This window comes from Modestobacter sp. NPDC049651, from assembly GCF_040659695.1.
In the GTDB taxonomy this organism is placed as follows: domain Bacteria; phylum Actinomycetota; class Actinomycetes; order Mycobacteriales; family Geodermatophilaceae; genus Modestobacter.
Window position 1 is genome coordinate 220,282 of record NZ_JBFAOG010000004.1, and the last position, 12,848, is coordinate 233,129.

The 12,848-nt window shown below is 74.7% G+C and carries 13 protein-coding genes and 1 riboswitch; of the genes, 6 read left to right on the top strand and 7 right to left on the bottom strand.

Annotated features, from left to right (window positions below; genetic code table 11):
- Positions 1 to 6: 6 nt before the first annotated feature.
- The 4 genes from AB0J00_RS08415 to AB0J00_RS08430 all read right to left on the bottom strand — a co-directional run bounded on the left by AB0J00_RS08415 (position 7) and on the right by AB0J00_RS08430 (position 3,349).
- Positions 7 to 981, bottom strand: coding sequence for an ABC transporter substrate-binding protein (locus AB0J00_RS08415; RefSeq protein WP_357742939.1), 975 nt, complete (start codon positions 979 to 981; stop codon positions 7 to 9).
- Positions 982 to 1,053: 72 nt separating this feature from the next.
- Positions 1,054 to 1,836: an amino acid ABC transporter ATP-binding protein gene (locus AB0J00_RS08420; protein ID WP_357742942.1), complete on the bottom strand. Its 783-nt coding sequence runs from the start codon at positions 1,834 to 1,836 to the stop codon at positions 1,054 to 1,056.
- Positions 1,833 to 2,807 carry an amino acid ABC transporter permease gene (locus AB0J00_RS08425; protein ID WP_357742945.1) on the bottom strand — a complete coding sequence of 325 codons (975 nt, stop codon included), beginning with the start codon at positions 2,805 to 2,807 and terminating at the stop codon, positions 1,833 to 1,835. The genes AB0J00_RS08420 and AB0J00_RS08425 overlap by 4 nt, the downstream gene beginning before the upstream one ends.
- Positions 2,804 to 3,349: a GNAT family N-acetyltransferase gene (locus AB0J00_RS08430; protein ID WP_357742947.1), complete on the bottom strand. Its 546-nt coding sequence runs from the start codon at positions 3,347 to 3,349 to the stop codon at positions 2,804 to 2,806. Before AB0J00_RS08430 ends, AB0J00_RS08425 begins: the two co-directional genes overlap by 4 nt.
- Positions 3,350 to 3,577: 228 nt before the next feature.
- Positions 3,578 to 3,690: riboswitch (SAM riboswitch) on the bottom strand.
- A 158-nt stretch (positions 3,691 to 3,848) separates the two neighbouring features.
- Between AB0J00_RS08430 and AB0J00_RS08435 the strand changes: the two genes are divergently transcribed.
- The 4 genes from AB0J00_RS08435 to AB0J00_RS08450 are packed head-to-tail and all read left to right on the top strand — an operon-like array spanning position 3,849 to position 8,418.
- Positions 3,849 to 3,944, top strand: coding sequence for a putative leader peptide (locus AB0J00_RS08435; protein WP_357742950.1), 96 nt, complete (start codon positions 3,849 to 3,851; stop codon positions 3,942 to 3,944).
- A 20-nt stretch (positions 3,945 to 3,964) separates the two neighbouring features.
- The gene (locus AB0J00_RS08440; protein ID WP_357742953.1) at positions 3,965 to 5,872 is read left to right on the top strand and encodes an FAD/NAD(P)-binding protein; all 1,908 of its coding nucleotides are present in this window, start codon (positions 3,965 to 3,967) and stop codon (positions 5,870 to 5,872) included.
- Positions 5,873 to 5,891: 19 nt separating this feature from the next.
- A complete protein-coding gene (locus AB0J00_RS08445; RefSeq protein ID WP_357742956.1) occupies positions 5,892 to 7,058 on the top strand; it encodes an LLM class flavin-dependent oxidoreductase in 1,167 nt (388 codons plus the stop codon).
- Positions 7,059 to 7,068: 10 nt separating this feature from the next.
- Positions 7,069 to 8,418, top strand: coding sequence for an NtaA/DmoA family FMN-dependent monooxygenase (locus AB0J00_RS08450; protein WP_357742958.1), 1,350 nt, complete (start codon positions 7,069 to 7,071; stop codon positions 8,416 to 8,418).
- A gap of 18 nt (positions 8,419 to 8,436) precedes the next feature.
- On the opposite strand, the gene AB0J00_RS08455 is transcribed toward AB0J00_RS08450, so the two are convergent.
- The 3 genes from AB0J00_RS08455 to pdxY are packed head-to-tail and all read right to left on the bottom strand — an operon-like array spanning position 8,437 to position 10,161.
- Complete coding sequence (locus AB0J00_RS08455) at positions 8,437 to 8,766, bottom strand: putative quinol monooxygenase (RefSeq protein WP_357742961.1); 330 nt, start codon at positions 8,764 to 8,766, stop codon at positions 8,437 to 8,439.
- A gap of 9 nt (positions 8,767 to 8,775) precedes the next feature.
- A complete protein-coding gene (locus tag AB0J00_RS08460; protein WP_357742964.1) occupies positions 8,776 to 9,273 on the bottom strand; it encodes a heme-degrading domain-containing protein in 498 nt (165 codons plus the stop codon).
- Positions 9,274 to 9,297: 24 nt separating this feature from the next.
- A complete protein-coding gene (pdxY, locus tag AB0J00_RS08465) occupies positions 9,298 to 10,161 on the bottom strand; it encodes a pyridoxal kinase PdxY (protein ID WP_357742967.1) in 864 nt (287 codons plus the stop codon).
- Positions 10,162 to 10,298: 137 nt separating this feature from the next.
- On the opposite strand from pdxY, the gene AB0J00_RS08470 reads away from it, so the two are divergent.
- Positions 10,299 to 11,048, top strand: a complete 750-nt coding sequence (locus AB0J00_RS08470; protein ID WP_357742969.1) for a ZIP family zinc transporter — start codon at positions 10,299 to 10,301, stop codon at positions 11,046 to 11,048.
- A 3-nt stretch (positions 11,049 to 11,051) separates the two neighbouring features.
- Positions 11,052 to 12,848: a chloride channel protein gene (locus tag AB0J00_RS08475; RefSeq protein WP_357742972.1), complete on the top strand. Its 1,797-nt coding sequence runs from the start codon at positions 11,052 to 11,054 to the stop codon at positions 12,846 to 12,848.

The following is a 12,848-nucleotide window of genomic DNA, read 5'->3' on the forward strand; positions in this document are numbered from 1 at the left end:
GGAGGGTCAGGACGCCGGGAGGCCGGCGGGGTTGGTCTCGGACTTCTCGACGGCCTCGCTGGACAGACCCCAGCGGTCGAGCACCTCCGCGTAGCTGCCGTCGGCGATGGCCGCGTTCAGGGCCGCGGTGACGGCGGGCGCCAGGCCGTTGCCCTTGGCGGTGGCGACGGCGATCTGCGCGGTGCGCGGCCAGCCGCCGTTCACCGTGCCGACCACCTCGAAGTCGTCCGGCGAGGTCGCTGCCTTGTAGGCGGCGGTGGCGTTCGGGCCGAAGGAGACGTCGATCCGGCCGGACTGCAGGGCGAGGGTGGTGTCGCCGTCGTTCTGGAAGTACTGGACGTCGACCGGCTCGAGCCCCTTGGCCTGGTTCGCCTGGTCCCAGGCGAGCAGGATCTTCTCCTGGTTGGTGCCGGAGGCGACGGCGACGGTCAGCCCGGCGACGTCCTCCGGCTTCGTGATGTGCAGCTTCGAGCCGGCCTGGGCGAGGAAGCCGAGGTCGTCGACCCGGTAGGAGCTGAAGTCGAACAGCTCCTTGCGCGCCTCGGTGACGGTGACGTTGGAGACGGTCACCTCGACCTGGCCGGACCGGGTGGCCAGCGGCCAGTTCTCCCAGGCCGTGGGCACCAGCTGCAGCTCGAGTCCGAGGGCGTCGGCGACGAGCTGGGCGATGTCGGTCTCGTTGCCGATGGGCGTCGCGTTGTCGTCGGCGTAGAAGTCCAGCGGGGCGCTGAACGGGGTGGTCGCCACGGTCAGCACGCCGTCGGCCTTGACCGCGTCGGGCACCAGCGCCTCGGCGTCCGGGTCGGCGTCGGTGTGGATGCGCTGCTGCTCGGGGCCGGTGTCCACCGTGAGCGGCTGGCCGCCGGCCTCGATGGCGGCCTTCTCCTCGATCTCGTTCGAGCTGCTGCAGGCGCTCAGCGCCAGGGCGGAGACGGCGGTCAGGACGGCGACGAGCGGGGCTCTGCGGGTGCGGACGGACATCGTTCTCCTCGTCAGGGCAGGTGTCATCGACGGACGGCGCAGCGGCGCACGTCCGGAAGGGGTGCGGGGCGGTTACAGGACGCGGGCGAGGAAGGCGCGGGTGCGGTCGTGCTGCGGGTCGTCGAGCACCTGCTCGGGCGGCCCCTGCTCGACGACCCGGCCGCCGTCCATGAAGACGACCTGGTCGGCGACGCGGCGGGCGAACCCGATCTCGTGGGTGACCACGACCATCGTGGTGCCGGTGGAGGCGAGGTCCTCGATCACCCGCAGCACCTCGCCGACGAGCTCGGGGTCCAGCGCCGAGGTGGGCTCGTCGAACAGCAGCACCTTGGGCCGCATGGCCATCGCGCGGGCGATCGCCACCCGCTGCTGCTGCCCGCCGGACAGCTGCCGCGGGTGGGCGTCGGCCTTGTCGGCCAGCCCCACCCGGGCCAGCAGCTCCCGGGCCTCGACCTGCACCTCGGCGCGCGACCGGCCCTGCGCCGAGACCGGCGCCTCGACGACGTTCTCCAGCGCGGTGAGGTGCGGGAACAGGTTGAACGCCTGGAAGACGAACCCGAAGGCGGTGCGCTGCCGCAGCAGGTCCCGCTCCTTGAGCTCGTGCAGGGCGTCGCCCTTGCGGCGGTACCCGACCAGCTCGCCGTCCAGCGCGACGAACCCGCGGTCGACCTTCTCCAGGTGGTTGATGCTGCGCAGCAGCGTCGACTTCCCCGAGCCCGACGGGCCGAGGACGACGGTGACGGTGCCCGGCTCGACGACCAGGTCGACCCCGTGCAGCACCACGACGCCGCCGTAGCTCTTGTGCACGCCGTGCACCTCGACCCGGCCGGGGGCCGACCCCAGGGCCGCGGTCACCGGGACACCTCCCGCAGGGAGCGCACCCGGGTGAGGCCCGCGGTGAGGTTGCCCCGCAGCCGCTGCAGCGGTGTCGGGGGCAGCACCCGCACCGCACCCCGGGAGTAGTGCCGCTCCACGTAGTACTGGACGACCGTGACGACCGTGGTCAGGACGACGTACCAGATCGCGGCGACCAGCAGCATCGGCAGCACCCGCTGGGTGCGGCCGTAGATGACGCTGACGGTGTAGAACAGCTCGCCCAGCGCCAGCACGTAGACGATCGAGGTGCCCTTGAACAGGCCGATCACCTCGTTGACCGCGGTCGGCACGATGGTGCGCATCGCCTGCGGCAGCACGATCCGGGTGGTCTGCCGGCGCTTCGGGATGCCCAGCGAGGCGGCCGCCTCGAGCTGCCCCTGGTCGACCGAGAGGATGCCGGCCCGCACGATCTCCGCGGAGTAGGCGGCCTGGTGCAGCCCCAGCCCCAGCACGGCGGCGCCGAACTTGCCGATCAGGTCCAGCGTCTGCACCGACCCGAACGACGGCCCGAACGGGATGCCGAAGTCCAGGGTCTTGTAGAGGTAGGCGAGGTTGTACCAGAGCAGCAGCTGCAGGATCAGCGGCACCGAGCGGAACACCCAGGTGTAGCCCCAGCTGACCGCCTGCAGCAGCGGCGAGCGCGACAGCCGCATCAGCGCCAGCACCGTGCCGAGCGCGAACCCGATGACCGCGGTGACCAGGGTCAGCTCGATGGTGGTGACGACGCCCTTCACGATCGACGTCTCGGTGAGGTAGGCGGTGACGACGTCCCACTCCCACCGCGGGTTGGTCACCAGGGAGTGCGCGACCATCGCCAGCAGCACGGCGACGACGGCGGTGGCGACCCAGCGGCCGGGGTGGCGGGCCGGCACGACCCTCAGCCGGTCGTACGGCGTGCCGGGCGGCGGTGCCGCGGTGCCGGCCGCGGGCCGGGTCTCGAGCGTGGTCACGATGCGTCTCCTCGGAGGGGCTTCTCGAAGGCGTACAGCCGCTGCGCGACGGGCAGGGCGCGCAGCTGCTCGCTGTCGGTGGGGCGGGGCACGGCGGGGTCGAACAGCGGCGTCCACCCGGCGGCCAGGTACAGCGCCACCGCCTCGGGCTGCCGGGGGCCGGTGGTGAGGTACATCCGGGCGTAGCCGCGGGCGGCGGCGCGGTCCTCCAGCTCGGTGAGGACCCGGCGGGCCAGGCCGCGGCGGCGGTGGGCGGCCGCGGTCCACATCCGCTTCACCTCCGCGGTGCCGGGGTCCGGGTGCCGGCGGTAGGCGCCGCCGGCCACCGGGGCGCCGTCCTCGAGGAGCAGCACCAGCTCGCCGTCCGGCGGCAGGAACTCCGCGGCCGGGTAGCGGGTGAGCTCCTCGCCGGCGCCGCCGAAGAGGTCGCCGTAGCGGGCGTCGTACTCGGCGGCGAGCTCCGCGAACAGCGGCGCGGCGAGCGGGTCGTCGGGGGCGACGGTGACTGCCCGCAGATCGAGGGCAGGCGGGGGTGCGGACATGCGGAGACGACTCCAGGGTGCGGGCGCACGCCACCGGACGCCGCTGCGGCGTCCGGTGGCGTGCTGGGGAGGAGGGGGAGGGGAGCGCGCGCGTCAGCGACAGAGAGCGCTGCAGGTGCGGTGCAGGTCGACCACGGGACGGTCGACCAGCAGGAGCGACACGGCGCGCAGGCGGCGCGTGCTTCGATCTCCCACGGGACTGGCTCCTCGTTCGTGCCCCCACGGGGGCGGCTGCGCTTGCGGCACGCGGGTCGCGTGCCGCCGGGTCGTCACCCGGGGCACCCCGTCGCAGGGAGGGTTGCCGGCCAGCAAACCGGGGCTTCGCGCTGGCACTCAGGACCTGGGCCGGGACACTAGGGGCACGACCCGGCTTCCGTCAATCCCGATCGTCTTGGTAGACATATCCGGCACCGGACGCGCCGCCGGCGGGAACAACCCCGCCCGGACGGCCGGTTGCCCGTTCAGGACCGCAGACCGACGACCAGGAGGAGGACCGCCCGTGCCCGGCACCGCGCTGGTCTCCCGGCGGCACGTCGACCTGCTCCGCACGGCGAGCGCGCAGTGTCGGCCGGAGGAGCCCCCGACCTCCCGCTGACCCGTCCTCCCGGAGCTCCCGTGTCCCAGCACGTCCCTGCCCCGCACGTCCCTGCGCCGCACCCCGCCCACCCCGGCCCCGCCGTCGTCCTCGTCGGTGCCGGCCCCACCGCGATCGGCCTGCTGGAGCGGCTGGTCGCCAACGCCGCCGAGCTCAGCGACGGCCATCGCCTCCAGGTGCACCTGGTCGACCCGCACCCGCCGGGCGGCGGCCGCGTCTGGCGCGCCGCGCAGCCGTCGCTGCTGTGGGCCAACTCGCTCGCCGCCGACGTCACCGTGCTGCCCGACGCCTCGGTCACCGTCGACGGGCCGGTCGGGATGAGCACCACCCTCTGGCAGTGGATCGAGGCCGTCGGCCGCGAGCTGCCGGCCGGCGACCCGGTGGGGGAGGAGGCCCGGCGGGCGACGCCCACGAGCTTCCCCTCCCGGCCGCTGGTCAGCGCCTACCTCGGGTGGGTGCTCGGCCGGCTGGTCGACACCGCCCGCCCGTGGGCCGACGTCCACCTGCACGCCCAGCGGGCGGTCGACGTCCGGGTGCGCCCGGACGGCGTCGCCGTCGAGCTGGCCGACGGCCGGCTGCTCACCGCGGATGCCGCCGTGCTGGCCCAGGGGCACCTCGACGCGCACGCCACCCCCGCGGAGCGGGCCGTGCAGGTCCGGGCCGCGGCCGCCGGGGCGCACTACGTGCCGACCGGGTACACCGCCGACCTCGACCTGTCGCAGCTCGCGCCCGGGGAGCCGGTGCTGGTGCGCGGCGCAGGCCTGGCCTTCGTCGACCTCATGGTGCTGCTCACCAGCGGCCGGGGCGGCCGCTTCGAGCCGGCCGGCGGCGGGCTGCGGTACCTGCCCTCGGGGCAGGAGCCGGTGCTGCACGTCGGTTCCCGCCGCGGCGTGCCCTACCGGGCCAAGCTCGGCTACGTGTGGCCGGGGCCGCCGGTGCCGCTGCGCTTCTTCACCCCCGAGGCGCTGACCGAGCAGTTCGGGCACCGCCCGCTCGACCTGCGCGCGGACCTCGCCCCGGTGATCGCCCGGGAGCTCGGCTGGGCGCACTACACCGAGCTGTTCCGCGCCCATCCCGAGCGGACGGCGCTGCCGTGGGCGGAGTTCGCCGACGCCTACGCGGCCGGCGGCGACCTGACCGCGCTGGTCGAGGCCGCCGTCCCCGACCCGGCCGACCGCTTCGACCTCGCCACCCGCGACCGGCCGCTCGCCGGCGCGCGGTTCGCCACCGCCGACGCCCTGCAGGAGGCCGTGCGCGGCCTGGTCCGCGCCGACCTCGGCCGCGCCGCCGACCCGGCGCACAGCAGCGACGCCGCCGTCTTCACCGCGCTGCTGTTCTGCCACGGCACGCTCGCCGGCCTCGTCGCGGCCGGGCGGCTCACCCCGCGCGCGGAGGCCGAGGACGTCAACGGCTGGTGGATGAACCTGTTCAGCTACCTGGCCAGCGGCCCGCCGGCGCCCCGCCTGCAGGAGCTGCTGGCGCTGTCGGAGGCGGGCGTCGTCCGCTTCCTCGGCGCCGACACCCGGTTCGAGCTCGACGACTCCGCCGGCGTCTTCCGGGCCACCTCGCCGTCGGTGCCCGGCGCCGTCGAGGCCCGGGCGATGGTCGAGTCGCGGCTGCCCGCCCCCGCGGTCGCCGCCACGCCCGACCCGCTGGTCAGCTCGCTGGTCACCCGCGGCGTCGCGGCCGAGAAGGTGCTCGGCGACCACGGCACCGGCCGGCTGCACGTCGACGCCGCCCAGCACGTCGTCGACGCCGTCGGCCGGCCCCAGAAGCGGCTGTTCGCGGTCGGCTTCTGGACGTCGGGCGCGCAGGTCGCCGCCTTCGCCCGCCCCCGCACCAACGCCCCCTTCTTCCGGCAGAACGACGCCCTCGCCCGGTCGCTGTGGCGCACCGTCGTCCCCGCTGCCGTGCCCGCTGCCGCCTGACCTCCCTGGAGTCCCCGCCGTGTCCACGCCCGCCCGCCCCGAGCCCCTGCACCTCGCTGTCGCCCTCGACGGCGCCGGCTGGCACCCCGCCGCCTGGCGCGAACCCGACGCCCGGCCCGCCGAGCTGCTCACCCCCCGCTACTGGGTCGACCTGGTGCAGGAGGCCGAGCGCGGCCTGCTGGACCTGGTGACCTTCGAGGACGCGCTGTCGCTGCAGTCCACCGACCGGTCCGCCGACGACGACCGCACCGACCAGGTGCGCGGCCGGCTGGACGCCGTCCAGGTCGCCGCCCGCGTCGCCCCGGTGACCAGCGGCATCGGGCTGGTGCCGACCGCCGTGGTCACGCACACCGAGCCGTTCCACCTGTCCAAGGCGATCGCCACGCTGGACTACGTCAGCACCGGCCGCGCCGGGATCCGGGTCAAGGTGAGCCTGAGCCCCGCGGAGGCGGCGCACGTCGGGCGGCGTCCGGCGCCGGACCTCGAGGACGCCTTTGCCGAGGCCGCCGACTGGGTCGAGGTGCTCCGCCGGCTCTGGGACAGCTGGGAGGACGACGCGGAGGTCCGCGACGTCGCCACCGGCCGGTTCGTCGACCGGCAGAAGCTGCACTACGTCGACTTCGCCGGCCGGCACTTCTCCGTGAAGGGCCCCTTGATCACCCCGCGGCCGCCGCAGGGCCAGCCGCTGGTCACCGCGCTCGCCCACCAGCAGGTGCCCTTCGAGCTCGTCGCGTCGAGCGCCGACCTCGGCTTCGTCACCCCGGCCGACGCGGCCGACGCCGCCCGGATCGTCGGCACCGTGCGCGCCGCCCAGCAGGCCGCGGGGCGCACGGGCACCGTGCACGTCTGGGGCGACCTGGTGGTGTTCCTGGACGACGACGCCGCCACCGCCCGCGCCCGACGCGCCCGCCTCGACGAGACCGCCGGCGCCGAGTACACCAGCGACGCGCAGGTGTTCGCCGGCACCCCCGCCGAGCTCGCCGACCTGCTCGCCGACTGGTCGCAGGCGGGGCTCACCGGCTTCCGGCTGCGCCCGGCGACGCTGCCGCACGACCTGCGCCAGGTCACCACCGGCCTGGTGCCGGAGCTGCAACGCCGCGGCCTGTTCCGCACCGCCTACGAGGCGTCCACCCTGCGCGGCCTGCTCGGTCTCCCGCGCCCCACCAACCGCTACGCGACCGTCTGAGAGACCTCCGATGACCAAGCAGGTGCACAAGCAGGTCCACCTGGCGGCCCACTTCCCGGGCGTCAACAACACCACCGTCTGGAGCGACCCGGCGGCCGGCAGCCACATCGAGTTCGACTCGTTCCGCCGGTTCGCCCAGTCCGCCGAGCGCGGCAGGTTCGACTTCCTGTTCCTCGCCGAGGGGCTGCGGCTGCGCGAGCAGAACGGCGCGATCTACGACCTCGACGTCGTCGGCCGCCCCGACACCTTCACGGTGCTCGCCGCGCTCGCCGCGGTCACCGAGCACCTGGGGCTCGCGGGCACGATCAACTCCACCTTCAACGAGCCCTACGAGGTGGCCCGCCAGTTCGCCTCCCTCGACCACCTCTCCGGCGGCCGGGCGGCCTGGAACGTGGTCACCTCCTGGGACGCCTTCACCGGCGAGAACTTCCGCCGCGGCGGCTTCCTGCCGCAGGACCAGCGGTACGAGCGGGCGAGGACGTTCCTGCAGACCGTCACCGAGCTGCTGGACTCCTGGGGCGGCGACGAGGTCGTGGCCGACAAGGAGTCCGGCACGTTCCTCCGCGACGCCGCGGCCGGCAGCTTCCGGCACGCCGACGCGCACTTCGACATCAGCGGCCGGTTCGACGTGCCGCGCAGCCCGCAGGGCCGGCCGGTGGTGTTCCAGGCCGGCGACTCCGACGAGGGCCGCGAGTTCGCGGCGTCGGCCGCGGACGCCATCTTCAGCCGGTACGGCACCAAGGAGGCGGGCCAGGCCTTCTACGCCGACGTCAAGGGGCGGCTGGAGAAGTACGGCCGCCGCCGGGAGGACCTGCTGATCCTCCCGGCCGCCACCTTCGTCATCGGCGAGACGGACGCCGAGGCCGCCGAGCTCGCCGCCGAGGTCCGCCGCCAGCAGGTGTCCGGGCAGACGGCGCTGCGCAAGCTCGAGGAGGTCTGGAACCGCGACCTCTCCGGCTACGACCCCGACGGCCCGCTGCCCGAGGTCGACCCGCTGGTCGGTGAGCACACCGTGGCCCGCGGCCGGGCCAGCGTGCGGATGCACCGCGACCCGGTCGCGGTGGCGCAGGAGTGGCGGGAGCGGGCCGAGGCCAAGGGCCTGTCGATCCGCGAGCTGATGATCGAGATGAGCAGCCGGCAGGACTTCGTCGGCTCCCCGGCCACCGTCGCGGCGCAGATCAACGACCTGGTGCAGGCCGACGCCAGCGACGGCTACATCCTCGTCCCGCACATCACCCCCGGCGGGCTCGACCCGTTCGTCGACCAGGTGGTCCCGCTGCTGCAGGAGCGCGGCGTCTACCGCACCGAGTACCCGGGGACGACGCTGCGCGAGAACCTGGGCCTGCCGCCGGTGCGCTGAGGGCACGGGGCCGGACGGTCAGCTGCGGGGCTGGACCTCGCCCATCGGGCCGAACCCTGGCACCTCGGGGGCGTCGACGTAGATGATCTGCGGCGTCGCGGCCACCCAGTCGGGCATCTCGGAGATCGCCTTCTGGAAGTGGTCGCTGGCGACGTGCGTCTTCCCGGCCGCGTCGTCGGCGAACCCCTCCACGAGGGTCCACAGGGTCGGGTCGTCGACGCTGCGCGACCAGTCGAAGAACAGGTTCCCCGGCTCCGCGCGCACCGCGTCGGTGAACTCCCGCACCAGCTGCGGCCACTGGTCGGCGTACTCCGGGCGGACGGGCCACTTCACCACGATGAGGATCACGGGACCAACCTACGAGGACTGACCGGCGATCTGCGCGCGGAGCACCTCGACCAGCAGCCGGTGGTCCTCCAGCATCGGCAGCCCGGAGACGACGGCGGTGCCGACGTGGCCGACGCCGCGCACCAGCACCGGGAACGCGCCGCCGTGCGCGCGGAACTGCTGCGGGTCGAGCTGGTGCACCTCCTCGAAGGTGGTGCCGTTCTCGATCGCCTTCTGCCGCACGTACAGGCTGGAGTGCCCGAACCGCTGCACGACGGCGGCCTTGCGGGCGATCCACGTGTCGTTGTCCGGCACGGTGCCCGGCAGCGACGCGTGGAACAGCTGGTGGCCGTTCCGGCTGACGTCGACGGCGACCGGCAGGCCCCGCTCGCGCGCGGTGGTCACCAGCGCCACGCCGAGGGACCAGGCGTCGTCGTTGGTGAAGCGGGTGAACTGCAGCTCCTCCTCCTCGGCGGCGAGCTCGGCGAGGGTGGGGAAGTCGGGCTGTGCTGGTTGGACGGTGGCCATGCCGACCTTCCTACCGGAGCGGCGTCAGACCTCCTCGACCGGGAAGGTGCGGGTGGGGTGCACGTACTCGTCCTGCGCGGCGACCAGCAGGACCTCCCGGGAGCCCGCGTCCGCGGTGCGCTGCAGCAGCCCGAACACCGAGGCGGCGGCGCGGGCCAGCGCGTCCTCCGCCGACCGGGTGGCCAGCCACTGGGCGAGGAACAGCGCGGCGATCGCGTCGCCGGCGCCGTTGACGTCCAGGTCCAGCCGCGGGGTGCGCACCCGGAAGTGCCGGCCACCGGCCGAGGCCAGCAGGTCCACCGCGTCGTCCGGGGTGTCCTCGGTGACCAGCGAGGTGGTGAGCACGACCCGCGGGCCGGAGGCCTGGAGCGCGGCGACGGCGTCCTTGACCTCGGGCAGCGTGCGGGTCGTCGTCCCGGTCAGCAGGTCCAGCTCGAAGTGGTTGGGGGTGACCAGGTCGGCCTGGGGGACGGCGACGTCGCGCAGCAGCTCGGCGATGCCCGGCCGGACGAACACCCCGCGGCCGACGTCGCCGATCACCGGGTCGCAGCACCAGACGGCGTCGGGGTTGGCGGCGCGCACCTTGGCCACCGTGCCGACCACCGCGTGCCCGACGTCCGCGCTGCCGAGGTACCCGGACAGGACGGCGTCGCACTCGCCCAGCACGCCGCGCTCGGCGATGCCGGTGACGACCTCCTCGACCGCCTCGCCGTCGAACACCCGGCCGCGCCAGGCGCCGTAGCCGGTGTGGTTGGAGAACTGCACCGTGTGCACCGGCCAGACCTCGATGCCCAGCCGCTGCAGCGGGAAGACCGCGGAGGCGTTGCCGGCGTGGCCGTAGGCGACGTGCGACTGGACGGACAGGACGTTCACCTGGCGCGCGGACACGCCCGCGAGGTTCGCACAGCCGGCCGTCGGTGGCGCCGGGTGGGGCACGCGCAGCCGGTCGCACGTTGCAACGTTTGGCCTACACCAACGATGGGCAGGACGTGGGGGTCCCACCCGCGCCCGCCGACGGAGGAGCTGTGCCCACCTGGCTCGAGGCAGGACTCTGGGGCCTGCTCGGCGGCGGCGCGCTGGTGCTCGGCGCGCTGGTCGCCTGGTCGCTGCGCGTCCCGCAGGGCGTCATCGCCTCGGTCATGGCCTTCGGGTCCGGCGTGCTCATCTCCGCGGTCGCCTTCGACCTCATGGCCGAGGCTGCCGACACCGGCGGGCTCACGGCGACGGCGATCGGGTTCGTGGGCGGTGCACTGGCCTACCTCGGCGCGAACGCCGCGCTCGCCCGGCGGGGCGCCCGGCACCGCAAGCGGTCGGGCGCGCAGCAGCCCTCGGAGCAGGAGCAGGCGGGCAGCGGGCTGGCCATCGCGATCGGCGCCCTGCTCGACGGGATCCCCGAGTCCGTCGTCCTCGGCCTGAGCCTGCTCGGCGGGGGTGCGGTGAGCGTGTCGGTGCTGGCCGCGGTCTTCATCTCCAACGTGCCGGAGGGGCTGTCCAGCGCCGCCGGCATGAAGGCGCACGGGCGGTCGGCCGGCTATGTCTTCGGCGTGTGGGTCGGCATCGCCGTCCTCAGCGGCCTGGCCTCGCTGGTCGGAGCGGCCGCGCTGGGTGGCGCGGCGCCGGAGGTCATCGCGGTGATCACCGCCGTCGCGGCCGGCGCGATCCTGACGATGATCGCGGACACGATGATCCCGGAGGCGTTCGAGAAGACCCGCACCTGGACCGGGGTCATCGCCACCCTCGGCTTCCTGGTCGCGTTCGCGATCGACCGGGCCTGACCCGTGGCCCCGCCGATTCCCTCCCCGTCCCGCGCGTGGTCGCCAGGGCCCGCGTGGCGGCGGCTGGCGGCGGCACTGCGCACGTCGGACGGCGGGCTGCTCGGTCTCGCCCTCGTCATCGGCGCGTCCACCGGCCTCGCTGCCATCGGGTTCCGGTGGCTGATCGTCGGGATCACCCGCCTGCTCACCGGCTACCGCGACTACTCCGCGGAGGGGCGGGTGGGTCACGGCTGGTGGCCGGCCCTCGGTCCGTGGTTCGTCCTCCTCACGCCGGTGGTCGCCGGGCTGCTCTACGGCCCGCTGGTGCAGTGGGGTGCCCGGGAGGCGCGCGGTCACGGCGTGCCCGAGGTGATGCTCGCGGTGGCCCAGCGGGGCGGGCGGATCAAGCCCCGGGTGGCGGTGGTCAAGGCGCTCGCCTCCGCCCTCACGATCGGGGGCGGTGGATCGGTCGGCCGCGAGGGCCCGATCGTGCAGATCGGCTCGGCGCTCGGCTCGACGCTGGGCCAGTGGGTGCGGGTGCCCGAGGACCGGCTGCGGGTGCTCGTCGCGTGCGGCGCCGCCGGTGGCATCGCCGCGACGTTCAACGCCCCCCTCGCCGGAGTGGTCTTCGCGCTGGAGATCATCCTGCGGGACTTCGCCGCCCGCTCGTTCGGCATGGTCGTCGTCTCCTCGGTCGCGGCGAGCGTCGTCGGCCGGGCCGCCCTCGGGAACGCGCCGTTCCTCGACCTGCCGCAGCTGACGGTGCACCACCTGGCGGCCTACGCCGTGTTCGCGGTGCTCGGCGTCCTGGGAGGTGGGGCCGGGGTGCTGTTCACCCGGGTCCTCTACGCCGTCGAGGACCTCTGCGACCGGGTGTGGCGCGGACCGGAGTGGCTGCGGCCCGGAGCCGGCGGGTTGCTCCTCGGGCTGGTCCTGCTCGCCGTCCCGCAGATGTACGGGGTCGGTTACCCCGTGCTCGGCAACGCGGTCGCCGGCCGCTACGCGATCGGCTTCCTCGTGGTCCTGCTGCTGGCCAAGGTGCTGGCCACCAGCCTCACGCTGGGGATCGGCGGCTCGGGCGGCGTCTTCGCCCCCAGCCTGTTCCTCGGCGCGGTGCTCGGTGCCGCGCTCGGGCAGGCGTCGGCCGACCTCTTCCCGGACGTGATCGGCGCGCCGGGAGCGGTGGCCCTCGTCGGCATGGGCGCGGTGTTCGCCGGGTCGGCCCGCGCACCGATCACGGCCGTGCTCATCGTCTTCGAGCTCACCGGCGAGTACGGGCTGATCCTCCCGCTGATGACCGCGGTCGTGCTCTCCACCGGGGTCAGCCACCTCCTCAGCAGGGACAGCGTCTACACCGCCAAGCTGAGCCGCCGCGGGATCGACCTCACCGCCCACCCCGACGCGTCGCGCGGGGACTGGGCCCGGACGACGACGGTCGGGCGGGTCATGCGTGCCGCGCCGCCGCTGGTCACTGAGGGGACCCGTCCCGCCGACCTGCGAGCGGTCGCGGCCGAACGAGGCTCCGTCGCGGTGGTCGACGCCGGTGGCGGGTTGATCGGGCTGGTGCCGGCCCGCACGGTGGCCGATCTCGCTGCCGAGGGGGACGCCGGCCGGGGAACTGTGCGCGACCTGACCGTCACCGTGCCCACGGTGGGTCCGTCGGTCCCCGTCGCCGAGGCCCTCGACCTGCTCGACCGGCACGACCTGGACGGGGTGCCCGTGGTCGACGGGACCGGGCGTCCGGTGGGCTGGTTCTCCGGGCAGGCGGTGCTCGCCGCGCTCACCGACCGCACGACGGCGACCCCGCCCACCGCCGTTTGA

Bases quoted from the DNA above. Each gene is read 5' to 3' on its own strand.
- AB0J00_RS08415 (WP_357742939.1), bottom strand. From the start codon at position 981: ATGTCCGTCCGCACCCGCAGAGCCCCGCTCGTCGCCGTCCTGACCGCC.
- AB0J00_RS08450 (WP_357742958.1), top strand. From the start codon at position 7,069: ATGACCAAGCAGGTGCACAAGCAGGTCCACCTGGCGGCCCACTTCCCG.
- AB0J00_RS08460 (WP_357742964.1), bottom strand. From the start codon at position 9,273: ATGGCCACCGTCCAACCAGCACAGCCCGACTTCCCCACCCTCGCCGAG.
- AB0J00_RS08430 (WP_357742947.1), bottom strand. From the start codon at position 3,349: ATGTCCGCACCCCCGCCTGCCCTCGATCTGCGGGCAGTCACCGTCGCC.